The organism is Litchfieldella xinjiangensis, from assembly GCF_000759345.1.
GTDB lineage: Bacteria > Pseudomonadota > Gammaproteobacteria > Pseudomonadales > Halomonadaceae > Litchfieldella_A > Litchfieldella_A xinjiangensis.
On record NZ_JPZL01000001.1, the window covers coordinates 1,338,644 to 1,364,507 of the forward strand.

Below are 25,864 nucleotides of genomic sequence, written 5' to 3' on the forward strand. Positions count from 1 at the left end.
TGGATGGCTTACAACCCGCGGTCTCGACTGGACGAGGCGGGAGTATAACAGCGTCCTCGCCCGGACAGAACGAAGGACTAGATGCACGGCGGAAACCCGACCACCGGCACGCCGACGAACAACGTAGCTCCCATGGAAGCTACGTAGAGTCCCGAGCCCACCAGGGCAAAGAATCGCGGCCTGCCCTCGGCTTGCCTGGCGGACTGAGCGCACGCCCAGGCCAGCCAGGCGAGCAAGGCGGCAAAGATCAGTGTCAGTACACCGAGCCCCAGGTTGATCAGTGTCAGCGCTCCTTGGTCGGGCCTGGGCGGTGCCACCGAACAAGCGACCGAGAGTCCACCGTACATGATCACGAACCATTTGCTCCATATGATCAAACCGATGACCAGATGGAGGGGGTGATAGGGATGAATGAAGGCGTAGCGGGATGCGCTCATGATGAACCTCCCATCAGTCCGGGCATGAGCACCACGGCAATGAAGACCAGCCAGTAAGTACCCACGGTATAGCGCCAGAACCATGCCACGATAGCCGGCTCGTAGGGCGCGTGGGCACCCACGTAGCCATAACGCACCCGCAATCCCTGCAGGAGGGACAATACGGGCGCCAGGCTGCCATGAATCAACACATACAGCAGTGCCACCACGAGTACCGCATCATGCGCGGTCTCGGTCGGTGACAGCGGCGCCAGCCATAGGGTCGCGATCAGCACGGCCACCTGAACCGCGCCCAATAGCGAAATAATGAACAGCCCCGAAGCCAGACCCGCGTCCTTTTCGTTGCGTAGGCGCGACACCATGCGCTCTAACCACAGCATGCCTACGGTCAACGCAGCTCCGCCCACCAGTAGCCACACCCAGGGCAGCGGTGACGTGTCGGGCATCCGCCAGGCGGGCGAGACCGTCCACAGATAGAACCAGCCGAATAGCAACGACAGGAACAACGCCCCATTGGCCAGCATGGCGATCCCCATGCACCACAGGCCCGGGCCATCCATCGTCCGTGAATGCAACGGGGGGGCCCCGGCCTGTACGCGGGCATCCGGCGCCGCCTTGGGGTGAGCGCCGTTTATCCATGACCAACGCAGCAGGAATCCGATCGCGACCACCGCGCCAAGAGCGGCCAGGGGATACCACTTGACCAACAGACTCAGGCAGACCACCGCCAGGGCCAGGGCAGCGAATAACGGCAGAAACGAATTGCCCGGCAGGTGGATGGTCTCACGTGCCTTGCCGGTCAGCGGATCGGTCCCCAACGTTTCGCGGCGTCCATGGCTGTACATCGCCAGGTCATGCTGCCCCTCGGCAATGGTTCGTGGCAGCTCCGGCGTGTTCCACAGCGGATGGCGGGTCTCGACAGGAGGCTGGCTGGCAAAGTTATAGGGGTTGGGCGGCATCGACACGGCCCATTCCAGCGTATCGGCCTGCCAGGGATTATGAGGCGCCGGCTTGCCGAAGCGGAAATGCAGCACCAGATCGAGCAGCACCATGGCGATGCCTGCTGACAGCACGAAGCCACCCAGCGACGAGATGACGTTATAGAACCCCCACATGGCACCGTCGTAGGCATAGACCCGGCGAGGCATCCCGACCAGCCCCGTCCAATGCATGATCAGGAAGGTCAGATTGAAGCCGATGAAGGTCAACCAGAATCCCCAGCGCCCCAGGCGCTCGGAGGACATGCGTCCCGACACCAGAGGCAGCCAGTAGTATGCTCCTGCCACCAACGGGAAGAACATGCCGCCGACCAGTACATAGTGCATGTGCGCAACTACGAAATGGGTATCGTGGACCTGCCAGTCGAACGGCACCAGCGCCAGCATAACGCCGGTCAGGCCACCGCATACGAAGATCACCAGGAAGCCAAGTATCCACAGCATGGGCAGCTTGAGCACCGGCCGGCCCAGCCATAGGGTGGCCAACCAGACGAAGAACTGGATCCCGGTGGGAATAGCCACCACCATGCTGGCCGCCGAGAAGAAGAACTCGGCGAGTTGCGGGATGCCGACCGTGAACATGTGGTGCACCCACAACCCGAAGCTGATGAAGGCGGTGGTGAGAACGGCCGCCACTACCCAGCCGTACCCGATGATGGGCCGTCCTGCAAAGACCGGCAAAAGCGTGGAAACGATCCCCGCCCCGGGCAGGAAGATGATGTAGACCTCGGGATGGCCGAACAGCCAGAACAGGTGCTGCCAGAGGATCGGATCGCCACCGCTCTCGACGATGAAGAAGGGCATGCCCACGGCACGCTCGAGCTCAAGCAGGATGCTGCCGAGAATCAGGGGCGGAAAACCGATTACGATCATCATCGCCATCGCCAGGATATACCAGGCGAACAGCGGCATCTTGTGCAAGGCCATGCCACGCGTTCGGGTACGCAGTATAGAGACTGTCAGCTCGACCCCCGCCGAGAGCGCGGAAATCTCCACGAAGGTAATGCCCAGCAGCCAGAAATCCGAACCCAGCCCGGGGGAGTATTGGCTGCTGCTCAGGGGGGTATACATGAACCAGCCATTGGCCGGCGCCATCTCAAGCACCAGGCTCGAGGCCAGGATCAGGCCACCGAACAGGTAGCACCAATAGCCGAGCGCGGTCAGGCGCGGGCAGACCAGGTCGCGGGCGCCCAGCATCTTGGGCAGCAAGTAGATCGCGAGCCCCTCCAGTATCGGGATCGCGAACAGGAACATCATCACCGTGCCGTGCATGGTGACGACCTGGTTATAGATTTCCGGGGCCATGAACCCTTCCCCGGGAAGCGCCAACTGGGCGCGTATCAGCATCGCCAGCAGGCCGCCGAACAGGAAGAAGGCCAGCCCGGTGGCCATGAAGCGCAGGCCCAGGGTGGAATGGTTGACGACCGATAGCGCACGGATACCGCGTGGGTTGCCCCACACCTTGGTCATGCCTTCATGCAGGGCCTGGGGATCGTGTGTTTGGGAGGAAGCGGTCTCACTCATGGCGACAGGGTCTCCAGCCAGGCGGCGATCGAGTCGAGCGTTTCAGCCTCGAGATGGACATGTGCAGGCATGCGGTTGCCAGGCTTGAGTTGCTGATGGTTCTTCAGCCAGTCGGCTATCGCCCCGTCATACATGGGGATCGTTCCCGCCCCCAGGGCCGCGCGCGAGCCAAGATCCGTGAGGTCGGGCCCGACCTGACCCTCGGAGACCCCGGCGACACGGTGGCAGTCGGCACAATGCTCTAGGAATGCCCCTCGTGCCGCCTCGTACTCGTCGCGCTGCTCGGGCGGCGCTTGCCGGGCCGCTAGCCAGGCATCGAATTCGTCACGTTCCAGCGCCTCGACATGCAGGCGCATGTGGGCGTGCTGAGGGCCGCAGAACTCGGCGCATTGCGCACCGAACGTACCGGTGCGATCGGCCTCGAGCCGAATGCGGTTGGTGCGCCCAGGCACCATATCGATCTTGCCGCCCAAGCGTGGTACCCAGAAGCTGTGGATCACATCGTCGCTGGTGACGTGAAAATCGATCGGCTCACCCACCGGAAGCATCAATTGATTGGCGGTGACCACAATCCCCTCTTCGGCCCCGGGATAACGTACTTCCCACCACCATTGATGCCCTTCCACCTCGATGACCATGGCCTGCTCTCCGCCCGGCAAGGGAATCGGCAGCATGCGCTTGCTCACCGGCACGCCAAAGATCAGCAACGCAACGACGCTGACCAATGGCAACAGCAATCCGCCACCGATGATCCAGCGCCGGGCAATTCGATGCTCCTGGGCGGCATCGTGCTTGGCAGGCTCGGAGCGCCAGAACGTGAACAGCCACAAGGCCACCACCCCGAAAAGCACCACGGTCGACACACCGAACATGGCCCACCATAGCCAGGCGACTTCCCTGGCCGCGGGCCCCGCCGGGTCTAGCGTGGAATGATCTCCGGCACAACCAGCCAGCCCCAGGGAGACGATCCCCAGTCCGGCAGCGGGAACAATGACGGAGCGTCCGAGGTTGACCCACCGCCGCAGGCGACGTTGAATGCCAGACAAGGAACCCAGCGCCAGGAAGGAACCATGACCCGAAGCAAGCAGCGCAATATCCATAGTCGAATCGCGATCGGCGGGCATCCGCTGCATCCCACGCTCATCCATTTTCCCGTCGCGGCCCTGATGGGGCTGGTGGCCAGCGATGCCGGCTATCTCTACAGCGGCGATGAATTCTGGGCACGCGCCAGTTTGTGGCTTGCCGGTGTCGGTGCCCTGGGGGGCTGGTTCGCCAGTGTGGCGGGGGTGCTCGATCTGGTGAGCGTACGCAGCATTCGCAACCTGATCACGGCATGGTGCCATTCCATCGTCGCCGTCATGTTGCTGTCGATGGCCACCCTCAACTGGTTCTTTCGGCTTGGCTCGCCCACCGACCTGTTGCCCTGGGGCTTTACCCTGTCGGTCGTGACGGCCGGCATGATTGCCCTGGCGGGCATCCTGGGCGGGCAACTCGTCTATGAGCATGCGGTGGGGGTCGAGGTCGAGGATAAGTGACCCCGCTTGCCGGTAATGCCGTTCTTCCATGAAGCGGCTCCTTCAGTCGAATGGCTTGGCCAGCACCATGGTGAGCACCGTCAACATGCACAGCGGTGCGAACACGGCCAACCCGGCCGCAACGGTATTCATCCAGGCCATGTAGCCCTGCTCGAGGCGCAGGATCAACCAACCGCAGGCCAGATGGGCGAATACCATCCCCATCACGGCCATGAGCTTAACGACCAGCCACCCTCCAAACAGGGCATAGACCAGAAACAGCAAGGTGCCCGAGACGATGGCCAGCAAGGCCGATGGGGTCGCCAGATAGGTGAACAGCATGCGCGGCGCCGGGGGCGCACGCTCCTGTAACGACGGAGCATTACGCTGGCGACCACACTCCTGCAGCAACAGGGCGGGCATGTACACCAGCGTGGCACACCAGAAGAGCAAGGCGACGATGTGCAACAGTTTGAGCCATGGCATGACAGCATCCTTGCAGCCGAGCGATGCCCCTACCCTAGCCAATACGGACCGAAGCCGCCAGGTGGGGAAATGCTTAAGTGGACGCACTACGCGACCGATTGCCGCAATTCAAACACGCGAGATCGCGGTTCATGTACCGTTTCGTCTAGGATAGGCAGACTGGGCGCGCCACTGATCCACGTGCGCTTACAGAAAAGAAAATGACATTACCGTGACCGGGTATCGCTACCTTTGGCAGGGTAGCGCCGATACGACCCACTCTGCATAGCGTTAAGGAGAAACCATGGCCAACTCGAGTCGTCGTGACTTTGTTCGGCATAGCCTGATGGGCCTGGCCGCCCTGCCGTTGGGTGCCGGCATCTTGTCGACACGTGCGTTCGCCCAGGAACTGCCGAGACTGGACCCGCAGGCGCCCGAAGCCCAGGCGCTCAATTATGTCGAGGATGCCAGCCAGGCCAGCGATCACCCCGCATTTGAGGAAGGCGAACGCTGCGATAACTGCATGTTCTTCCAACCCGAGAATGAAGGATGCCAGTTGTTCCCGGGCAAGAGCGTCGAGCCCGCAGGCTGGTGCCAGTCCTGGACGGCTCGCAGCTGATGCACACGCATGCGCTGCACCCCGGCGGCGCATGCGTGCTTTCTAGGTGCCTTGCCGTTGATCGTCGGGCAAGGGCCATTGGTAACGCCGGACCACCTCCCCGCTGTCGATCGATTCCATTTTGACAGGAAAGCCCCATAATTGATGCAAATGCCGGATCACCGGGTAGACGCTCTTGGCCAAGGGCCGCCGGCGATCCTGAACGTGATGCAGCGTGAGTGAGCGGTCGCCACGAATATTGGCCGAATACACCTGGATATTGGGCTCACGCACGGACAAGGCATACTGCGTGGAAAGCGCTTCACGTATGCGGTGGTAGCCCCGATCGTCATGAATGGCGCTCACCGTCAGCATCTCGTCCTGATCGTCATCGACAATGGTGAACAGCTTGAGGTCGCGGATCACCTTGGGGGACAGGAACTGCTGGATGAACGATTCGTCCTTGAAGTTGTGCATCGCAAAGTGAAGCGTATCGAGCCAGTCGCTTCCTGCGATCTCGGGAAACCAGGCGCGATCCTCCTCGGTGGGCGCCTCACAGATACGCTTGATGTCGGTAAACATGGCAAACCCCAACGCGTAGGGGTTGATGCCATTGAAGTAGGGGCTATCGAAGCCCGGCTGGTTGACCACCGCCGTGTGCGATTGAAGAAATTCGAGCATCAGGCCTTCATCGACCAGGCCTTCGTCATAGAGGCGATGCATGAGCGTATAGTGCCAGAAGGTCGCCCAGCCCTCGTTCATGACCTGGGTTTGCCGCTGGGGATAGAAGTACTGCGCCAGCTTGCGCACGATACGCACCACCTCCCGTTGCCAGGGGGCCAATAGCGGCGCATTCTTCTCGATGAAGTAGAGCAGGTTCTCCTGGGGCTCGGGGGGATAACGGCCCGAGCGATGCAGGCCCAGGGGATCGTCCTCATCAAGGATTTCTGCGGTCCGCTCCCCTTCCTTCAACTGCGGGATCGTACTCCACAGCGTGTTCACCTGGGCCTGCAGGTAGGCTTCCCTTTCAGACTGCCGCTGCGCCTCCTCCTCGGCGGATATCGGCGAGGGACGCTTGTAGCGATCGACCCCATAGTTCTGTAGTGCATGACAGGCATCAAGCAGTTGCTCCACTGCCGTCACACCGTGACGCTCCTCACACTCGGCGATGTATTTCCGGGCGAACACCAGATAATCGATAATCGAGCTCGCGTCGGTCCAGGCCTGGAACAGATAGTTACCCTTGAAGAACGAGTTGTGGCCATAACAGGCATGCGCCATGACCAGCACCTGCATCATCAGGGTGTTCTCTTCCATCAGGTAGGCAATGCAGGGGTCGGAATTGATCACCAGTTCATAGGCCAGCCCCATCTGTCCCCGCCGATAGGCCTGCTCGACGGCCAGGAACTGCTTGCCGAACGACCAGTGATGATAGCCCACCGGCATGCCCACGCTGGCGTAGGCATCCATCATCTGTTCCGAAGTGATCAGCTCGATCTGGTTGGGGTAGGTATCGAGGCGATACTCGTCGGCCAGGCGGGCTATTTCTCGCTCGTACTCGGCCAGGACCTCGAAATTCCAGTCGGAACCGGTAGCAATTGGCTTGCGTCGGGTCATACATCCTCCTCGGGCGACAGCCCTCAGGCCTCGGCGCGACGACGAAACAACTCGCGAAAGACCGGGTAGATATCGCCCCCCTCGACGATCTGGCGCATGGCAAAGCGCGACGGGAAGCGATCCGCCACCGTCTCGTATTCTTCCCATAGCGCCTGGTGCGCATGCGGGGTGATCTCGACATAGGTGTAGTACTGCAGGCGCGGCATCAACGAATCGATCAAAAGCTGGCGGCAGGTCGTCGAATCGTCGTCCCAGTTATCGCCATCGGAGGCCTGGGCGACATACAGGTTCCATTGCCCCGGCGGGTAGCGATCGGTAATGATCTCGTCGACCAGGGTCAGGGCGCTGGAGACGATGGTGCCGCCGGTCTCCCGTGAGTAGAAGAACTCTTCTTCGTCGACCTCCTTGGCCGCCGTATGGTGTCTGACGAAGACCAGTTCGACCTTCTCGTAATTGCGCTCGAGAAACAGGTACAGCAGCAGGAAGAAACGCTTGGCGATATCCTTGTGCGACTGGGTCATCGACCCCGAGACGTCCATGATGCAGAACATCACCGCCTTGTTCGACGGCAGCGGCTGGTTGCTGAGGTTGTTGTAGCGCAAGTCGTAGGTATCGATGAACGGCACCGCCTCGAGACGCTTCTCGAGACGCTCGACCTCGGCCTTGAGTTCGGCGATCCGGGACGGATTACGCAGTACCGGATCCTTGCGCTCTTCGGCTTCCAGCGCCTCCTGCGCCTCGCGCAGGGCACGGCGGATCGGGGCGCGCATGGCGATCCGACGGGCATGGGCCTCGCGCATGGAACGCACGATATTGATACGCGACGGCACCCCATCGCGGGAAATCCCCGCCCGGACTGGCCTCACCTCCTCGAGGTCCTTCAACTGCTTGCGCTCCAGGTGGGGCAGCTCCAGGCCATCGAAGACGAAATCGAGGAACTCCTCGCGAGTCAGGCTGAAGGCGAACTCATCCATACCCTCACCCTGGTTCGAGGCACCCTCACCGTTGCCGCCGCCTCCTCCGCCGCCCCCGCCAGGCCGTCGCAAGCGATCGCCTTCGGTGAACTCCTTGTTGCCGGGGCTGACGATGCTGCGCTTGCCGCCCTGGCCATGCTGGAATACCGGTTCGGAAATGTCCCGCGCCGGGATCGAAACCTTTTCACCGCGCTCCATATCGGTGATGGAGCGACGATTGACCGCCTCTTCCACGGAGCGCTTGATGTGGGTGCGATAGCGGTCCAGGAACCGCTGTCGATTGACCGCACTCTTGTGCTTGGCATTGGGGCGTCGGTCGATGAAATAGCTCATGCTTGCCTCCGTGGCGCATGGCCAGAGGCCATGCGCCCATGACCCGGGACGTCACTGCGACTTGCGTACGCGCAGGTACCATTCGGAAAGCAGACGCACCTGCTTTTCGGTATAACCGCGGTCGACCATCCTGGCCACGAAGTCCTCATGCTTCTTCTGATCCGACGACGAGGCCTTGGCATTGAAGGAGATCACCGGCAGAAGCTCCTCGGTATTGGCGAACATCTTGTGCTCGATCACGCCGCGCAGCTTCTCGTAGGATTGCCAGCTCGGGTTCATGCCGTTGTTCTGCGCCCGGGCCCGCAGCACGAAGTTGACCACCTCGTGACGGAAATCCTTGGGATTGGAGATGCCTGCAGGCTTCTCGATCTTCTCCAACTCCTCGTTCAGTGACTGACGATCGAACAGCTCGCCCGTCTCGGGATCGCGATATTCCTGGTCCTGTATCCAGAAGTCGGCGTAAGTCACATAGCGGTCGAAGATGTTCTGGCCGTACTCGGAGTAGGATTCGAGATAGGCGGTCTGGATCTCCTTGCCGATGAAGTCGACGTAGCGCGGCGCCAGGTACTCCTTGATGAAGCGCAGGTAACGCTCGAAGGTCTCCTTGGGCAGTTGCTCCTGCTCCAGTCGTTGCTCCAGTACGTAGAGCAAGTGCACCGGGTTGGCGGCGATCTCGTGATTGTCGAAGTTGAAGACCTTGGAGAGGATCTTGAAGGCGAAGCGTGTGGACAGCCCATCCATGCCTTCGTCCACCCCCGCCGCATCGCGGTACTCCTGGATCGACTTGGCCTTGGGATCGGTATCCTTGAGATTCTCGCCATCATATACGCGCATCTTGGAATAGATGCTCGAGTTCTCAGGCTCCTTGAGGCGAGACAGCACCGAGAACTGCGCCAGCATGCGCAGCGTATCCGGGGCGCAGGGTGCGTCGGACAGCGACGAGTGTTCGAGCAGCTTCTTGTAGATATTGATCTCTTCGGTCACCCGCAGGCAGTACGGCACCTTGACGATATAGACCCGGTCGAGGAAGGCCTCGTTGTTGCGGTTGTTGCGGAACGCCTGCCATTCGCTCTCGTTGGAGTGGGCAAGCACCACGCCATCGAAGGGAATCGCACCCATGCCCTCGGTGGGGTTGTAGTTACCTTCCTGGGTGGCCGTCAGCAGGGGGTGCAGCACCTTGATCGGTGCCTTGAACATCTCGATGAATTCGAGCAGGCCCTGGTTGGCCTTGCACAACCCGCCGGAAAAGCTGTACGCGTCCGGATCGTCCTGTGAATACAGCTCGAGTTGTCGGATATCCACCTTGCCGACCAGTGATGAGATGTCCTGGTTGTTCTCATCCCCCGGCTCGGTCTTGGCCACGGCGATCTGGTTGAGCCGCGAGGGATAGAGCCGCACCACACGAAACTGCGAGATATCGCCGCCATACTCCTGCAAACGCTTCGCTGCCCAGGGCGACATCACGCTTTTCAGGTAGCGTTGAGGAATGTTGTATTCCTTCTCGAGCAGTTCACCGTCCTCTTCGGGCGAGAACAACCCCAGCGGCGATTCGTAGACCGGCGAGCCCTTGATGGCATAGAACGGCACGCGTTCCATCAACAGCTTGAGCCGCTCGGCCAGCGACGACTTGCCGCCCCCCACCGGGCCCAGCAGATAGAGGATCTGCTTGCGCTCCTCGAGCCCCTGCGCCGCATGGCGAAAATAGGCAACGATCTGCTCGATAGCCTCTTCCATGCCATAGAACTCGGCAAAGGCGGGGTAGCGGCGGATGACCTTGTTGGAAAATATCCTCGACAGCCGTGGGTCCCTGGCAGTATCGATCACCTCAGGCTCACCGATTGCCTCCAGCATGCGTTCGGCGGCGGACGCATATACCTTCGGCTCGCTGCGACACAGCTCCAGGTACTCCTTCAGGCTCATTTCGTCCTGCTGGACCCGCTCGTAGCGATTCTGCACATGATCGAAGATGCTCATCAAAAGCCTCCTTAAGCGCAACTCCCCGGCCGGAACACGGATATCAAGGCTGCCGAGGTGGCGTATCTTTCAGCGTAGACAGGTTTGATGAGTGCAGGTTGATGTAGGGATTCAACGCAACGCACAAACACCCATCCTGACCTTGAGAGTCATTAGGGGCGCAAAGGTGCGTTGATTGTCAGTACAAGGATTGAACGCAAGCGGGAAAACGACATAGCGTGCCGGAAAGATCGGATAAAACCCCAAGAAAGCCCGGCATGGAGCGATCCGGCACGGTCGTTCCCGTCAGGCCACCAGCGATTCGCGGATATCGGCCATCAGGGTGTCGAGGAGTTCGGTGGTCGTGTTCCAGGCACACACGAAACGCGCACCACCGGCACCGATAAAGGTGTAGAACGTCCACCCCAGACCACGCAAACGGTCGATGGCATGCGGAGGCAACCTGACGAATACGCTGTTGGCCTGGGTCGGGAACATCGATTCAACCCCGGGCATGTCGGCCAGGCCATCGGCGAGATAGCGGGCCATGGCATTGGCGTGCTCGGCATTGGTTCGCCAGGCGCCGCTCTCGAGCAGGCCCAGCCAGGGCGCAGCGATGAAACGCATTTTGGAGGCCAACTGGCCAGCCTGCTTGCAGCGCCAGGCGAAGTCTTCGGCCAGGTCGCGGTTGAAGAACAGGATCGCCTCGCCCATGGCCAGACCGTTCTTGGTACCCGAAAAGCACAGCGCATCGACGCCGACCTGCCAGGTGAGCTCCGCAGGCGTGGCTCCCAGGGCGACGCATGCATTGGCGAAACGTGCGCCGTCCATGTGCAGTCGCAGATCATGCTTGTCGGCCATGGTGCGGATCGCCAGCAATTCTTCGCGCGAATATAGCGTACCGACCTCGGTCGCCTGGGTCAGTGATACCACCCGCGGCTTGGGATAGTGGATATCGCTGCGCCGCGTCACCAATGCCTCGATCCCCTCGGGAGTGAGCTTGCCTTCCGCACCGCTCGAGGTAAGCAACTTGGCACCGTTGGAAAAGAACTCGGGCCCCCCGCACTCATCGGTCTCGATGTGAGCTAGTTCATGACAGATTACGCTATGGTAGCTGCGCCCCATCGCGGCCAGTGCCAGCGAATTGGCCGCGGTGCCGTTGAAGACGAAGAAGACCTCACAATCGAAATCGAACATTTCACGGAAACGCTCGGCGGCCTTGTCGGTCCAGATATCGTTGCCATAGGCCAGGTCATCGCAGCGATTGGCCTCGAGCAGGTATTCCAGCGCTTCGGGGCAAATCCCGGAAGTATTGTCACTGGCCACGAAGCGCGGCGTACAGTCGGGAAGCATGGAGGGGTATCCTTACGCATTATTGTTAATGGCGCGCGACAGGTGCCATCGCACGCCAACTGGCGACACGGGTCGCGTGTCACCTTGAGTCTACCATTCTCCCAACCGTTGGCGATGCCCGGATCCCCCGTCACAACGCAGCGGCAATGCGTGTGCCCTGTTCGATAGCTCGCTTGGCGTCGAGTTCCGCCGCCTCATCGGCCCCACCGATGACATGCACTTCAACGTTCGCCTCGTGCAATGGCTCGAGCAGGTCGCGCACCGACTCCTGGCCGGCACAGATCACCACGCTATCCACCTCGAGCCGGCGTGATTCGCCATTGACGCTCAGGTGAAGCCCTTCGTCGTCGATCCCCAGATACTCGCAGCCCGCCAAGGTCTCGACGCCACGATGCTTGAGCGAGGCCCGATGCACCCAGCCGGTGGTCTTGCCCAGGCCCTTGCCAGGCTTGGATGTCTTGCGCTGAAGGAGATAGACCTCACGCGGCGTCTCGGGTCGCAGCTGCGGCTTGAGCCCACCCCGTTCGTTGACGGCCAGATCGACACCCCACTCGTCGCACCACGCCGCGACGTCCAGGGACGGGTGGCCGACATGCGTCAGCAGCTCGGCGACATCGAAGCCAATCCCACCCGCCCCGATGACCGCAACCCGGCGCCCCACCCGCTCGGGATGCAGGATCGCCGTGGGGTAATGCATGACCATCGGATGGTCGATACCCGGCAGCGCGAGTTCGCGAGGCCGCACGCCGCTGGCAAGGATGACCGCATCGAAGCTGCGCAAGCTCTCAATATCCGCGTCGGTATTGAGCCGGACCGTGACGCCGTGTTGGTCGAGCATGACCTTGAAGTAGCGCAGGGTTTCGTCGAATTCCTCCTTGCCGGGAATGCGCCGGGCATAGTTGAACTGCCCACCCAAGGTATCGGATTTCTCGAACAGCACCACGCGGTGCCCACGCTGGGCAGCAGTTACGGCGGCAGCGAGCCCGGCCGGCCCACCACCCACCACGGCGATCTCACGCGGCGTCTCGACCGAAGCGATTTCAAGCTCGGTTTCATGACAGGCGCGCGGATTGACCAGACAGGAGGTGAGCTTGCCCTGGAAGGTATGATCGAGGCACGCCTGGTTGCAGGCGATACAGGTGTTGATCTCATCGACACGTCCATCGCGGGCCTTGCGCACCCACTCGGGGTCGGCCAGAAACGGTCGCGCCATCGATACCATGTCGGCATGCCCCTCGGCCAGTACGCGCTCGGCGACATCAGGCATATTGATGCGGTTGGTCGTGATCAAGGGGATGGTCAGGGCCTGCTTCATGCGCCGGCTCACCTCGCTGAAGGCGGCCCGCGGCACGCTGGTGACGATGGTCGGGACGCGTGCTTCGTGCCAGCCGATGCCGGTATTGATCAGATCGGCGCCGGCCCCTTCGATGGCCCGGCCCAGCTCGACCACCTCCTGCCAGGTACTCCCGCCTTCGACCAGGTCGATCATAGACAATCGGAAGATGATCAGGAAATCGTCACCCAGCGCTTCGCGAATGCGGCGCACGATCGCTACCGGGAAGCGCATGCGACTCGCGAAGTCCCCCCCCCATTCGTCCTGACGCTGGTTGGTACGTGCGCACAGGAACTGGTTGATCAGGTAGCCTTCCGAGCCCATCACCTCGACCCCATCGTACCCGGCATCGCGTGCCAGCCCGGCACAGCGCACGAAGTCGTCTATCAGATCTTCCACTTCGCCGGTGGCGAGTTCGCGGGGCACGAACGGGTTGATCGGTGCCTGCAATGGCGATGGCGCCACCAGGTCGGGGGAATAGGCGTAGCGACCGGCATGCAGGATCTGCAGGCAGATACGCCCCCCTTCGGAATGCACGGCGTCGACGACCGGACGATGTCGCTCTGCCTCTTCAACCGACGTCAACGAAGCCGCTCCCTGGAATACCGCGCCTTCGGGATTGGGGGCGATGCCCCCCGTCACGATCAACCCCACCCCCGCCCGGGCGCGCTCGGCATAAAACCTCGCCAAGCGCGAGAAGCCCTCGGGCGCTTCTTCGAGGTTGGTATGCATGGAGCCCATCAGGATGCGGTTGGGTAGGGTGATATTGCCCAGTTCCAGGGGACGGAACAGATGGGGATAGGGGGTCACGGCGAGCCTCGCTGCTGCACGGTAGAAAAACGTAAGCGTTGTTTCAAACAACCGTATGACAGTCTGGCCACAGCTGCAAGACAGCATTCGCCCTGGCGAAGGAAAAACCCGTCGCGATAGGTCAAACGAAAAACCCCGAGCCATGGGCTCGGGGTCAAGATTCGTATCGATGTGGCGGACCGGACGGGACTCGAACCCGCGACCTCCGGCGTGACAGGCCGGCATTCTAACCGACTGAACTACCGGTCCGCATGGTGGGTGATACTGGACTCGAACCAGTGACCCCCAGCATGTGAAGCTGGTGCTCTAACCAACTGAGCTAATCACCCATCGATAGGGATGCTGGGTAGGTCTACCCGAAATCAGGACAGGATGGCGGACCGGACGGGACTCGAACCCGCGACCTCCGGCGTGACAGGCCGGCATTCTAACCGACTGAACTACCGGTCCCCATCGAGCCTGCGACACGTTCGTCGACGGCACGTACTGGCACTGAATCTGACAATGCGTGAATTGCCGTAGGGCAACACTCGATTGCCAAGGAAAATTGGCGGACCGGACGGGACTCGAACCCGCGACCTCCGGCGTGACAGGCCGGCATTCTAACCGACTGAACTACCGGTCCCCATTGAGCCTGCGACACGTTCGTCGACGGCACGTACTGGCACTGAATCTGACAATGCGTGAATTGCCGTAGGGCAACACTCGATTGCCAAGGAAAATTGGCGGACCGGACGGGACTCGAACCCGCGACCTCCGGCGTGACAGGCCGGCATTCTAACCAACTGAACTACCGGTCCGCTGATTTCCTTCACGTGAACACCTGCATCGCTAGGCGATGGTGGGTGGTACTGGGCTCGAACCAGTGACCCCCAGCTTGTAAGGCTGGTGCTCTTCCAACTGAGCTAACCACCCGTGGTCACGTGGCGCTGCATTCTACAGAGGCGAGGAGCAATGTCAACGCTTTTTCCTGACGAGTCGTTATTTCGGTGTCAGGCTTTTCTTTCGGGCATTCATCGACTTGCAGACATGAAGGCCGCAATCCGCCCTGCCGCCTCGTCGATCAGGTCTGACTGGCTGCGTCCGCTGGCCTTGCGCGGCTTCCAATCATGTTCACCATCTTCCAGGTAGTGCATGTGAGCTACCGTCGGCAAGGCATAGCGCTCGACCTCGTCACGCCGGCCGAACGGATCGCGGGTGCCCTGCAACACCAGCGTGGGGCAACGCAGGTCAGGCCAGTGATCGAGCCGGGTCCGCTCGGGCTTGCCCGGCGGATGGAAGGGATAGCCGCACAGGATCAGCCCCGGCGCCCCATCGCGGGCTGCCAGCAGGCTGGCGACCCGCCCGCCCATCGACTTTCCCCCCAGCCATACGGGCGGCGCTCCTGTGCGCGACACGATGTCACACCAACGACTCAGCTCGTCGACCAGCATGTCGACACGAGGCGGGGGGCGCCGCCGGTTCTCGCGGCGCATGCGTTGCATGTATTCGAATTCGATGGCCAGGGTCTGCACGCCTTCTTCCGCCAAGCGTTCACGCAGGGCCACGAGAAAGGCGGAGTCACTACCGGCACCGGCGCCATGCGCCATCAGCCATCGTCCGATACGCGGCTCACCGCAGACCTCGAGGGGGCCAACGTCAGCGACCCGAACGTGCCCCGACAGGCCCGAGTCCAGGCAAGTCACCAGCTCATCGGCCGTCAACGAACCCTCTTTCATGACCGCGCCATGCGACAATTTGCGCCCCCCAAACGTTCCGAATCGCAGTTTTGATTACCGGCGGGCTGCGCTAGAATCGGCGCCCGGTAAAACCTTGACCTACGTCATCATGCGGGAGGCCTCGCCCAGGCACACTAGCGCCCGGGAGTCACCCCCACATCGCGTTTGATGGGAACATAACATGAGCACAGCACTAGAGCACCCGACCTACAATTACAAGGTAGTTCGGCAGTTCGCGATCATGACGGTGGTATGGGGCATTGTGGGCATGAGCCTCGGTGTCATCCTGGCTGCCCAAATGGTCTGGCCCGAGCTGAACCTCGGCCTCCCCTGGACAAGCTTCGGTCGCCTGCGGCCGCTGCATACCAATGCCGTTATCTTCGCTTTCGGTGGGTCGGCGCTCTTTGCCACCTCCTACTACGTGGTGCAGCGCACCTGCCAGACCCGACTGTTTTCGGATCGTCTGGCCGCGTTCACCTTCTGGGGCTGGCAGGCTGTCATCCTCTCGGCGGTCATCTCCCTGCCGCTCGGCTACACCACCTCCAAGGAGTACGCAGAGCTGGAGTGGCCGATCAATATCCTGATCACCGTGGTCTGGGTAAGCTATGCGGCCGTGTTCCTGGGCACGATCAAGAAGCGCAACACCTCGCATATCTATGTTGCCAACTGGTTCTTCGCGGCCTTCATCCTGACCGTGGCGGTGCTGCACGTCGTCAATAACGCCGCCATCCCCGTCAGCGCCATGAAATCCTACTCCATCTATGCCGGTGCCGTGGATGCCATGGTGCAGTGGTGGTATGGCCATAATGCGGTAGGTTTCTTCCTGACCGCGGGCTTCCTCGGCATGATGTACTATTTCGTGCCCAAGCAGGCCGAGCGTCCGATCTACTCCTATCGCCTGTCGATCGTGCACTTCTGGGCCCTGATCATCATCTACATGTGGGCCGGCCCGCACCACCTGCACTATACCGCACTGCCCAACTGGGCCCAGTCGCTGGGCATGATCATGTCCATCATCCTGCTCGCACCCTCCTGGGGCGGCATGATCAACGGCATGATGACCCTCTCTGGTGCCTGGCATAAGCTGCGTACCGACCCGACCCTGCGTTTCCTGGTCGTGGCACTGTCGTTCTACGGCATGTCGACCTTCGAAGGCCCGATGATGGCGGTGAAAACCGTCAATGCACTGTCCCACTACACCGACTGGACCATCGGCCACGTACATGCCGGGGCACTCGGCTGGGTCGCCATGATCACCATCGGCTCGATCTATCACCTGCTGCCACGCCTTTACGGGCAGACAGAGATGTACTCCATCAAGCTGATCGCCGTGCACTTCTGGCTGGCCACCATCGGTACCGTGCTGTACATCGCCGCGATGTGGGTCAACGGCATCATGCAGGGCCTTATGTGGCGCGCCGTGAATGCCGACGGAACCCTGATGTACACCTTCATCGAGTCGGTGGAAGCCAGTGGTCCGGGCTATGTCGTGCGCTGGATCGGCGGTCTGTTCTGGGTAACCGGCATGCTGCTCATGGCCTACAACACCTACCGCACGGTCAAGCGTCATGAAGCGGCCAGCCAAGCGCTTCCCCAGACCGCCTGAAGTCACCAGGGAACCTGATAGCGATGAAACACGAAATTGTCGAAAAGAATGTCGGGCTGATGGCCGTGCTGATTCTGGTGGTGATCAGTTTCGGCGGCCTGGCCGAGATCGTGCCGCTGTTCTTTCAGAAGGACACGACCGAGCCCGTAGAAGGCCTCAAGCCGCTCTCCGCCCTGCAGCTTGAAGGGCGCGATATCTATATCCGCGAAGGCTGCGTGGGCTGCCACTCGCAGATGATTCGCCCGTTCCGGGCCGAAACCGAGCGCTACGGCCACTACAACGTGGCTGGTGAATCGGTCTACGAGCACAACTTCCTGTGGGGCTCAAAGCGTACCGGTCCCGACCTGGCGCGCGTAGGTGGTCGTTACAGCGACGACTGGCACCGCGCCCATATGTACAACCCGCGCGACGTGGTTCCGGAATCGATCATGCCGGCCTACCCGTGGTTGTTCGAGAACACGCTCGACGGCGACGATATCACTACAAAAATGCAGACCCTGCGCACGCTGGGCGTGCCCTACACCGATGAAGACATCGCCGGGGCCACCCGCGAGGTACGCGGCCAGCAGGAGATCACTGCGTTGATCGCTTACCTGCAGCAATTGGGCACCGTGATCGAGGGTAGGCGCTGAGCATGGACATGGGGACCTTTCGCGGCATTCTGACGCTGCTGCTGCTGATCGGCTTTCTAGGGATTGCCTGGTGGGCCTACTCCAAACGCCGCAAGACGGACTTCGAAGAGGCGGCCAACCTGCCCTTCGCCGATGACGATGATGAACTGCAGAACCGTGGTGCGCGCCCTTCCAGCAACAAAGAGGCGCCCCGCCATGATGCGTCCCGCAAAGACAAGGGAGACAAGAACACATGAACAATCTATGGGGTGACTCCCTCTCCAGTTTCTGGAGCGCCTGGATCATCGTCATCACACTGGGCACGATCGCCTTCAGTGGCTGGATCCTGTTCGCCAACCGCAAGACCGACAAGGTGCCCGATGCCGAGGGCAACGTCGACACCACTGGCCATGCGGCCGATGGCATCGAGGAGTACGACAACCCGCTGCCGCGCTGGTGGTTCATGTTGTTCGTGGCCACCATCGTGTTCTCGCTGGGCTACCTGGCCCTGTACCCGGGCCTAGGCAACTTCCGCGGTATCCTGGGGTGGTCCCAGGAAGGCCAGTGGGAGGAAGAGGTCGCTCAGGCCGAACAGCGCTACGCCTCGATCTTTGCGCAGTTCCAGGAAGTACCGATCCCCGAGCTTTCGCAGGACAGTGAAGCCATGCGCGTGGCCGAGCGTATCTTCCAGAACAACTGCGCGGTGTGTCATGGGGCCAATGCCCAGGGCGGCTACGGCTTCCCCAACCTGACCGATGAGGCCTGGATGTATGGCGGTGAGCCCGAGAACATCGTGACCACCATCACCAACGGACGTAACGGCCTGATGCCTTCCTGGCAGCAACTCGGCGCTACCAATATCGAGAACCTGACCCAGCATGTGCTGTCGCTGTCCGGTCTCGAGCACGATGCCGATGCGGCCAGCCAGGGTCAGGCGATATTCTCGGCATCCTGCGTAGCCTGCCACGGCCCGGATGCCACCGGTAACCAGGCCCTCGGCGCACCCAACCTGACCGATGATTACTGGCTCTATCAAGCCCCCGGACAGAGCGTCGCCGATTCCGTTCGGCAAACGCTGCGCAATGGCCGCAACGGCCATATGCCTGCCCAGGCCGCCTATATCGGCGAGGATCGCGTGCACCTGGTTGCAGCCTATGTATACGGGTTGAGCCGCCGGGACTGATCGAGCGCCAGGCGTTACCAGAGCGGGTGCGGCCGGGGGTCGCACCCGCTCTTTTATGGGTCGAGCAAGCGCTAGAATAGCCCCTCTTCCACGCGCTCCGCGCCTCTCCGGTAATGCCATGACCGACAAGATCCCCGTTCAGGATGTGACCGTCGACCCTGCCGTCGGAAGTCACGATCCTCAACAGACCGTCACCCAGACGATGTATGCCAAGCGCGAGCATTTGTATGTTCGCGAGATCAAGGGCCTGTTCCAGCGGGTTCGGCGCACGTCGAATTGGGCCTTGATGGCGCTGTTCTTCGGTCTGCCCTGGCTGCAGTGGGGCGATCGACCGGCAATCTGGTTCAACCTTCCCGACCGGGAATTCCATATCCTTGGCGGCACGTTCTATCCCCAGGAGTTTTATCTGCTGGGCTGGCTGCTGATCATCGGCGCCTTCGGTCTGTTCCTGGTCACGGTCTTCGCAGGGCGGGTGTGGTGTGGCTACACCTGCCCCCAAAGTGTCTGGACCTTCCTGTTCATTTGGACCGAGCATCGCATCGAGGGGCCGCGAAACAGACGCATCAAACTCGACAAGCAGTCGATGACCTTCGACAAGCTATGGCGCAAAAGCGCCAAGCACGCAGTATGGCTGCTCATCGCCTTCGCGACCGGCGCCACCTTCGTTGGCTACTTCACGCCCATTCGCGAGCTGGTAATGGATTTCGTCACGCTCGACGTGGGGGGCTGGGCGCTGTTCTGGGTCGGGTTCTTTACCGTCTTCACCTATCTCAATGCCGGCTGGCTGCGCGAACAGGTGTGCATGTACATGTGTCCCTATGCCCGCTTCCAGGCGGTCATGTTCGACAAGGACACGCTCATCGTCTCCTATGACGAAGCACGCGGCGAGCCGCGGGGTGCGCGCAAGCGAGGGGCCGACCCCAAGGCGCTGGGACTCGGCGATTGCATCGATTGCGATCTGTGCGTGCAGGTCTGTCCCACCGGTATCGATATCCGTGATGGCCTGCAGTATGAGTGCATCTCCTGTGCGGCCTGTATCGATGCCTGCGACAGCGTCATGGACAAGATGGGCTACCCGCGCGGCCTGGTTCGCTACACCACCGAGCATGCCCTGGAGGGGCGCAAGACGCAGGTTCTGCGCCCACGACTGCTCGGTTATCTGGCCGGCCTGCTGGTGATGCTGGGGCTTTTCGTTTGGGCGCTGGGAGAGCGTACCCCGCTCGAATTCGAGATCGAGCGCGACCGCAACCAGCTTTATCAGATGACCCAGGATGGCCGTATCAGCAATATTTTCACGCTCAACGTACGCAACCTGGACGACCGCGAGCATACCTATGAAGTCCAGGCGTCCGGGTTACCGGGCCTGAACCTGGTGGGCGACGGGCGGATAACCGTGGGTGCCGGCAGCACGCGCATCAAAGCCATCGAGCTGCATCTTGATGCCGATGCGCTGGATCGCCCCAGCCTGCCCATCCAGGTCAGCCTGCAGTCCGTTGACGATGCCGACATTCGCGAGGAACGCGAAGCGCGCTTTATTGGAGATATCAAGCGATGAATACGCTAGACCCCCAGACCATTCCCCCCTGGTACAAGCAATTCTGGCCGTGGTTCTTGCTGGGCCTGCTGCTCTCCTCGGTGGCTGTCAGCACCACCTTCCTGGTGCTGTCGATCAAGAGCTTCGACGGCATGGTGCAGGAGGATTACTATGAGCAGGGCCGCGCCATCAACCAAGAGTTCGCCAAGCAGAAGCTGGCGATGGCCATGGGGCTGGAGGCGACGCTGAACGTCGATGAGTTGACTGGCGACATCAGCTTGCATCTCCTTGGCGAGGCGCGTCCCGAGCGACTCTATCTGAACCTGATCTTTCCCACCCAGGACGATCGCGACCAGGAGTATGTGCTGGAGCACATGCGCGACGGTCACTATGTTGGTCAACTTCCCGAGCGTCAGCACTACCGCTGGTATGTACAGGTGCAACCCACCCAGCAGGATCCTGAATGGCGCCTGATGGGGGAAGCTCACTTCCCGCTCGACGCGGCCGTAACCCTGACGCCGGGAGGCACGACCCAAGGCTGATGAGCTGCTATCACTGCGGTAACCCGGTGCCATCCGGCGCCCCGTGGCAGATCACGCTGGACGACACGATCCATCCGTTATGCTGCCCCGGCTGTCAGGCCGTGGCACACGCTATCGTAGATGGTGGCCTGGCGAGCTATTATCGCTTTCGTACCGAAATGCCCGAGCGCCCCAACGAACGTCCTACCGCCCAGGCCGAGACCTGGGCGGTCTTCGACGATCCGGGGCTGCAGCGGGCCTTCGTGCATGCCGAAGGCGACGATGGCCACGTCCACGCCACGTTGGCTGTGGACGGCATCACCTGTGCCGCCTGCGCCTGGCTGATCGAGCACCACCTCAACGCCCTGGACGGTGTCGTCTCGAGCGCCGTCAACCTGACCCATCACCGAGTCAGGGTCGCCTGGGACCCGGAGCGAATCGCCCTGTCGCGCATCCTCGCCGAGATGAGTGCCATCGGCTACACGGCCCAGCCCTACGAGCCCGACCAGGCCCAGCAACGCCTGCAACGCGAAGAGCGCATGAGTGTGCGTCGTCTCATCGTCGCCGCCGTGGGGATGATGCAGGTGATGATGTTCTCGATCCCGATCTATGTCGCTGGCCCGGGCGAAATCAGTGCCGATTTTCATGCCCTTTTCCATTGGCTTTCGTTCGCCCTGTCCACCCCGGTGGTGTTCTTCTCGGCCCTGCCCTTCTTCCGCAATGCCATACGTGACGTACGCACCGGCGTATTGGGCATGGACGTCCCGGTTTCGCTGGCCATCGGTGGGGCCTACCTGGCCAGCGGTTATGCCGTCATCTTCAATACCGGTGAGGTCTACTTCGACTCGGTGGCCATGTTCACCTTCTTTCTGCTATTCGGCCGTTACGTCGAGATGCGCGCGCGTCGCCGTAGCGGCCATACCGGCAATGCCATGTCCGGTGCGCTACCCATGTCGGCAGTGCGCCTCAACGACACCGACGAGGAGCGCATCCTGCCCGCCAACCAGCTCGTGCCCGGCGACCGGGTACTGGTCAAGCCCGGTCACAGCGTACCCGCAGACGGCGTGATCGAGGATGGCGAATCGAGTCTCGACGAATCGATGCTCACCGGTGAATATCTCCCCGTCACGCGACGCATCGGCGACCGGGTGACCGGCGGCAGCCAGAACGTCGAGAGCCCATTGGTGGTTCGGGTGACTCATGCCGGTAACGAGGCCCGCGTGACCCGTATCGTCGATCTCACCGATCGCGCCTTTGCCAGCCGCCCCAAGATCGCCCAGATGGCCTCGCGTATGGCGCACCTGTTCGTGTTGCGCCTGCTGTTCGTGACCGTGGGCGTGGCTGCCGCCTGGTGGTTCATCGATCCGTCACGCGTACTCTGGGTCACGCTCTCCGTGCTTGTCGTCACCTGCCCCTGTGCCTTGGCGCTGGCCACCCCCACAGCGCTGACCGCCGGGCATGGTCAACTACGCCGGCGCGGCGTGCTGATTACCCGTGCCAATGCCCTGGAAACCCTGTCCCAGGCGACCCGGGTGATCTTCGACAAGACAGGGACGCTGACCACGGGTCGCATGCACTTGACCGGTACCCGTTGCCTGGGTGAGCGTAGTGAACATGAGGTACGTGCCCTGGCGGCAGCCCTGGAAGCCCATTCCGAACACCCCATCGCGCGGGCCTTCCGCCCCTTCCGCGATGCCACGCTGCGCGCCAGTGACGTGATCAACCGTCCCGGTGCCGGCCTTGAGGGGTGCATCGAGGGGCGGTCCTATCGGCTGGGGACACCCGCCTTCGCGGCGCCGACCGACACCCCTGCCGCCCCCGGCGAAGGGCAATGGCTATTGCTCTCCCTCGATGCGCAGCCGCTGGCCTGGTTCGCGCTCAGTGACCATGTGCGCGAGGATGCTGACGCCACGGTCCAGGCCCTCAAGGCGTCGGGGCTCACGGTCGAGCTTCTCTCGGGGGATACCTCGACGGCAGTCGAGGCCTTGGCCGAGCGTCTGGGCATCGAGACCTGGCAAGCCGGTGCGAGTCCCGAAGACAAGCTGGCGAGACTCAAGGCGCTGCAGGAGGCGGGCGAAACGGTGATCATGGTCGGCGATGGCATCAACGACGTCCCGGTACTCGGCGGCGCCGACGTCGCCGTGGCCATGAACGGTGCCACCGACCTGGCGCGCACCAGCGCCGACGCCGTCTTGTTGAGCCCGCGGCTTTTACGTATCGTCGAGGCGATCGAGATATCGCGCGCCACACGCCGCATCATTCGCCAGAACCTGACGTGGTCGTTGTGCTACAACTTCACCGCCTTGCCGTTGGCTGCGCTAGGCATCGTGCCGCCCTGGGTTGCGGCGCTGGGCATGTCGGCCAGTTCGCTGGTGGTCGTGGGCAACGCCCTGCGCCTGGGTCGGTTACGCACCTCCCCACGCCAAGCCCCACCGAGCCCCGTTCACGTGGAGCCTGCATGAGCATTCTCTACCTGCTGATTCCCCTGACGCTGATCCTGCTCTCGCTGGCGGTCTGGGCGTTCTTCTGGGCCGTGAAAAACGACCAGTTCGATGACCTCGAAGGGCCCGCCCATCGCATTCTCTTCGACGAGGACGAGAACGACCTGACACCCGAGGAACGCCAGCGCCGTGCCCGGGCACGCCAGCCACGGCAATCCGTCACTGAGCGAGACGAGGCCGCCTCGGACGAGCGCGAGCCACGCCGCTGATGGATCCGACCGGCCTCGACCTGCCACCGCTGGCGGCAGCCTTCGTCTTCGGGCTGCTGGGCGGCGCACACTGCATCGGCATGTGCGGCGGCATCATGAGCGCTCTGACGTTTGCGGTGCCTCCCAGTATGCGCCATCCCGCTCGCATGACGGGCCTGCTGCTCGGCTACAACCTGGGTCGCCTGTCGAGTTACATGCTGGCCGGTGCCCTGACTGCAGGACTCGGCACGCTGCTTGGCGGGCTCGCCGGCGAGATTCGCCTGGCCCTGCAGATCGTGGCGGCCGTCATGCTGATCATGATGGCGCTGTACATCGCCAACTGGTGGAAAGGGCTGCTCAGGGTCGAAGCCGTGGGCCGCCGGCTCTGGCACTACATCGAGCCCTTCGGGCGTCGCCTGATGCCGGTGGTCAAGCTCCCCCAGGCCGTTGCACTGGGTGCGATCTGGGGCTGGCTCCCCTGCGGACTGGTCTATTCGATGCTGGCATGGAGCCTGGCAGTAGCCGATCCGCTGCGTGGCGCCCTCATCATGGGCGCCTTCGGCTTGGGAACGCTTCCGGCCCTGCTGGCTACGGGGCTGGCGGCGCGTAGTCTGGGAAACCTGATTCGCCACCCTGCCACACGCAGTATCGCGGCCAGCCTGATCATCGGCTTCGCCCTGTGGCAGCTATGGCAGGTTTGGCCCGCCGTTAGCGGGCTTGGCCAGGACGCCGCTGGGCACAGCCATCATTGATCCATCCGGTATTTCGCAACTCCGCGTGGCTTGACCCAGCTCAAGCCAGAGATTTCGCGAACCGGATAGCATGGGCACATCGTCTCGAACGGAGTGCAAAGGATGCCTTCACTACCTCAATATCGGCCCCACCAGGCTGTGGATGAGACGCCGGATCCCCTTTCTCCGGCTCCGTTTCACCCCGATATCGATGCGGCGGCATTCGCGGCGGCTCTGTCTGCCAGCAACGCGACGGGCAACCCCTTGTCCTTGTATGTGCACTTGCCGTTCTGCCGCCAGCACTGTCATCACTGCGTGCGTGACAAGATCGCGGCGCGCGAGGCACAACAGGCCGATCCCTACCTGCAACGCCTGGAGCGCGAGATGGTCCTCGTCGCCAGTCACCTCGACCGCGCCAGGAAGATCACGCAGCTCGTCTGGGGGGGCGGCACACCCACCTTCCTGACCCTCGGCCAGATGAGCCGCCTGATCGATATGCTCGACGCCCATTTCACCCTGTCGGGCGACCGCAACCGCGACTATGCCATCGAAATCGATCCACGCGAGGCGAATGTCTTCACATTGCGCCATCTGCAAACCCTGGGCTTCAATCGCCTGAGCCTGGGCGTGGCGGATCTCGACCTGAGGGTTCAGCAGGCCATCAATCGGATCCAGCCGCGGGTACTGACCGAAAACCTAGTCGACGAAGCCAGGCGGCTAGGCTTCCAGACGCTCTCGCTCGAACTGGTCTACGGCCTTCCCCAGCAGACGCAGGATAGCCTCAGCGAGACACTCGAACAGGTCATTGCCCTGGCGCCGGACCGCGTGTCGCTGACTCCCTATATGCATTGGCCGGAACGCTACGCCGCGCAGCGCAGCATCGATGTGGCCCTGCTTCCCGACGCCCACGCGTCGGGTACCATGGCCGACGCAGCACGCGAGCAGCTCGTAATGGCGGGCTATGTTCACCTGGGGAGGCTGCACTTCGCCCTGCCCGACGACAGCTTGGCCATTGCGCTGCACCAGGGCACGCTGCGGCACGGGGTGCTGGGGTATTCGGGCCAGGCACCCACTGACCATGTGGGTTTCGGGGTATCGGCCATCAGCCAGGTCGACGGTCTGTATGCACAAAATGCCACCCTGCTCCCCGATTATGTAATGGCCATCGACAGCGACAGGCTGGCTACCATCCAAGGCCTTGTCGCCGTTGCTGGGCGTGACGTGGCGCAGCCTTGATTCCGATCAGCCTGCCTGTTTCCGCCGCGTCGCGTCTCGATAGTTCACGACAAGGTGACGCGCCCCCTTTGCCATGCCGGCTCGATCCTCCATAATCAGCGGGACGTATCTACTTCGAGGAAAGGA

General features: G+C 62.1%; 22 protein-coding genes and 6 tRNA genes. 12 read left to right on the plus strand and 16 right to left on the minus strand.

The window, feature by feature from the left end; translation table 11 throughout:
- Window positions 1-77: 77 nt before the first annotated feature.
- From JH15_RS06245 to coxB, 3 genes are read right to left on the minus strand one after another with little or no spacing between them, the layout of a single operon-like run.
- The gene (locus JH15_RS06245) at window positions 78-437 is read right to left on the minus strand and encodes a hypothetical protein (protein WP_043528045.1); all 360 of its coding nucleotides are present in this window, start codon (window positions 435-437) and stop codon (window positions 78-80) included.
- Entirely contained in the window at window positions 434-2,959 is a 2,526-nt protein-coding gene (gene ctaD, locus JH15_RS06250; RefSeq protein WP_043528046.1) for a cytochrome c oxidase subunit I, read from the minus strand. Before ctaD ends, JH15_RS06245 begins: the two co-directional genes overlap by 4 nt.
- Window positions 2,956-4,059, minus strand: coding sequence for a cytochrome c oxidase subunit II (gene coxB, locus JH15_RS06255; RefSeq protein WP_197053278.1), 1,104 nt, complete (start codon window positions 4,057-4,059; stop codon window positions 2,956-2,958). Before coxB ends, ctaD begins: the two co-directional genes overlap by 4 nt.
- On the opposite strand from coxB, the gene JH15_RS06260 reads away from it, so the two are divergent.
- Complete coding sequence (locus JH15_RS06260; protein WP_043528047.1) at window positions 4,030-4,494, plus strand: DUF2231 domain-containing protein; 465 nt, start codon at window positions 4,030-4,032, stop codon at window positions 4,492-4,494. The two genes, coxB and JH15_RS06260, sit on opposite strands and share 30 nt — an antisense overlap.
- A gap of 42 nt (window positions 4,495-4,536) precedes the next feature.
- Here the strand turns inward: JH15_RS06260 and JH15_RS06265 are convergent, their stop codons facing one another.
- Complete coding sequence (locus tag JH15_RS06265; protein ID WP_043528048.1) at window positions 4,537-4,959, minus strand: CopD family protein; 423 nt, start codon at window positions 4,957-4,959, stop codon at window positions 4,537-4,539.
- 283 nt (window positions 4,960-5,242) lie between these two features.
- Here JH15_RS06265 and JH15_RS06270 point away from each other — a divergent pair, with 283 nt between their 5' ends.
- On the plus strand, window positions 5,243-5,557 hold the full coding sequence (locus tag JH15_RS06270) for a high-potential iron-sulfur protein (protein ID WP_043528050.1): 315 nt from the start codon (window positions 5,243-5,245) through the stop codon (window positions 5,555-5,557).
- A 42-nt stretch (window positions 5,558-5,599) separates the two neighbouring features.
- Here JH15_RS06270 and JH15_RS06275 read toward each other — a convergent pair whose 3' ends face one another.
- The 12 genes from JH15_RS06275 to JH15_RS06330 form a co-directional block, all read right to left on the minus strand.
- Entirely contained in the window at window positions 5,600-7,153 is a 1,554-nt protein-coding gene (locus JH15_RS06275; protein WP_043528053.1) for a SpoVR family protein, read from the minus strand.
- Between the two features lie 23 nt (window positions 7,154-7,176).
- A complete protein-coding gene (locus JH15_RS06280; RefSeq protein ID WP_043528056.1) occupies window positions 7,177-8,460 on the minus strand; it encodes a YeaH/YhbH family protein in 1,284 nt (427 codons plus the stop codon).
- A 51-nt stretch (window positions 8,461-8,511) separates the two neighbouring features.
- A complete protein-coding gene (locus JH15_RS06285; protein WP_043528058.1) occupies window positions 8,512-10,434 on the minus strand; it encodes a PrkA family serine protein kinase in 1,923 nt (640 codons plus the stop codon).
- A 285-nt stretch (window positions 10,435-10,719) separates the two neighbouring features.
- Window positions 10,720-11,766, minus strand: a complete 1,047-nt coding sequence (locus JH15_RS06290) for a threonine aldolase family protein (RefSeq protein WP_043528061.1) — start codon at window positions 11,764-11,766, stop codon at window positions 10,720-10,722.
- Window positions 11,767-11,896: 130 nt separating this feature from the next.
- Window positions 11,897-13,909: an NADPH-dependent 2,4-dienoyl-CoA reductase gene (locus tag JH15_RS06295; protein WP_043528064.1), complete on the minus strand. Its 2,013-nt coding sequence runs from the start codon at window positions 13,907-13,909 to the stop codon at window positions 11,897-11,899.
- Between the two features lie 172 nt (window positions 13,910-14,081).
- Window positions 14,082-14,158: transfer RNA gene (locus JH15_RS06300), tRNA-Asp, on the minus strand.
- A gap of 3 nt (window positions 14,159-14,161) precedes the next feature.
- Window positions 14,162-14,238, minus strand: a tRNA-Val gene (locus tag JH15_RS06305).
- A 44-nt stretch (window positions 14,239-14,282) separates the two neighbouring features.
- Window positions 14,283-14,359 (minus strand) — tRNA-Asp (locus JH15_RS06310).
- 98 nt (window positions 14,360-14,457) lie between these two features.
- A tRNA-Asp gene (locus tag JH15_RS06315) sits at window positions 14,458-14,534 on the minus strand.
- A 98-nt stretch (window positions 14,535-14,632) separates the two neighbouring features.
- A tRNA-Asp gene (locus JH15_RS06320) sits at window positions 14,633-14,709 on the minus strand.
- A gap of 39 nt (window positions 14,710-14,748) precedes the next feature.
- Window positions 14,749-14,824, minus strand: a tRNA-Val gene (locus tag JH15_RS06325).
- Between the two features lie 98 nt (window positions 14,825-14,922).
- Window positions 14,923-15,627, minus strand: a complete 705-nt coding sequence (locus tag JH15_RS06330; protein WP_052383921.1) for an alpha/beta family hydrolase — start codon at window positions 15,625-15,627, stop codon at window positions 14,923-14,925.
- 181 nt (window positions 15,628-15,808) lie between these two features.
- Between JH15_RS06330 and ccoN the strand changes: the two genes are divergently transcribed.
- The 10 genes from ccoN (at window position 15,809) to JH15_RS06380 (ending at window position 25,738) form a co-directional block, all read left to right on the plus strand.
- The gene (ccoN, locus tag JH15_RS06335) at window positions 15,809-17,233 is read left to right on the plus strand and encodes a cytochrome-c oxidase, cbb3-type subunit I (protein ID WP_043528070.1); all 1,425 of its coding nucleotides are present in this window, start codon (window positions 15,809-15,811) and stop codon (window positions 17,231-17,233) included.
- A 23-nt stretch (window positions 17,234-17,256) separates the two neighbouring features.
- Window positions 17,257-17,865 carry a cytochrome-c oxidase, cbb3-type subunit II gene (ccoO, locus tag JH15_RS06340; RefSeq protein ID WP_043528073.1) on the plus strand — a complete coding sequence of 203 codons (609 nt, stop codon included), beginning with the start codon at window positions 17,257-17,259 and terminating at the stop codon, window positions 17,863-17,865.
- A 2-nt stretch (window positions 17,866-17,867) separates the two neighbouring features.
- A complete protein-coding gene (locus JH15_RS06345; RefSeq protein ID WP_043528076.1) occupies window positions 17,868-18,101 on the plus strand; it encodes a cbb3-type cytochrome oxidase subunit 3 in 234 nt (77 codons plus the stop codon).
- Window positions 18,098-19,027: a cytochrome-c oxidase, cbb3-type subunit III gene (ccoP, locus tag JH15_RS06350; protein WP_043528078.1), complete on the plus strand. Its 930-nt coding sequence runs from the start codon at window positions 18,098-18,100 to the stop codon at window positions 19,025-19,027. Before JH15_RS06345 ends, ccoP begins: the two co-directional genes overlap by 4 nt.
- A gap of 118 nt (window positions 19,028-19,145) precedes the next feature.
- On the plus strand, window positions 19,146-20,582 hold the full coding sequence (gene ccoG / locus JH15_RS06355) for a cytochrome c oxidase accessory protein CcoG (protein ID WP_231566374.1): 1,437 nt from the start codon (window positions 19,146-19,148) through the stop codon (window positions 20,580-20,582).
- Window positions 20,579-21,103 carry a FixH family protein gene (locus tag JH15_RS06360; protein WP_043528082.1) on the plus strand — a complete coding sequence of 175 codons (525 nt, stop codon included), beginning with the start codon at window positions 20,579-20,581 and terminating at the stop codon, window positions 21,101-21,103. Before ccoG ends, JH15_RS06360 begins: the two co-directional genes overlap by 4 nt.
- On the plus strand, window positions 21,103-23,544 hold the full coding sequence (locus tag JH15_RS06365; protein ID WP_043528085.1) for a heavy metal translocating P-type ATPase: 2,442 nt from the start codon (window positions 21,103-21,105) through the stop codon (window positions 23,542-23,544). The genes JH15_RS06360 and JH15_RS06365 overlap by 1 nt, the downstream gene beginning before the upstream one ends.
- Window positions 23,541-23,792: a cbb3-type cytochrome oxidase assembly protein CcoS gene (gene ccoS / locus JH15_RS06370; protein WP_043528088.1), complete on the plus strand. Its 252-nt coding sequence runs from the start codon at window positions 23,541-23,543 to the stop codon at window positions 23,790-23,792. The genes JH15_RS06365 and ccoS overlap by 4 nt, the downstream gene beginning before the upstream one ends.
- The gene (locus tag JH15_RS06375; RefSeq protein WP_043528091.1) at window positions 23,792-24,523 is read left to right on the plus strand and encodes a sulfite exporter TauE/SafE family protein; all 732 of its coding nucleotides are present in this window, start codon (window positions 23,792-23,794) and stop codon (window positions 24,521-24,523) included. Before ccoS ends, JH15_RS06375 begins: the two co-directional genes overlap by 1 nt.
- A 102-nt stretch (window positions 24,524-24,625) precedes the next feature.
- On the plus strand, window positions 24,626-25,738 hold the full coding sequence (locus JH15_RS06380) for a radical SAM protein (RefSeq protein ID WP_081948916.1): 1,113 nt from the start codon (window positions 24,626-24,628) through the stop codon (window positions 25,736-25,738).
- The last annotated feature ends 126 nt before the right edge of the window (window positions 25,739-25,864 follow it).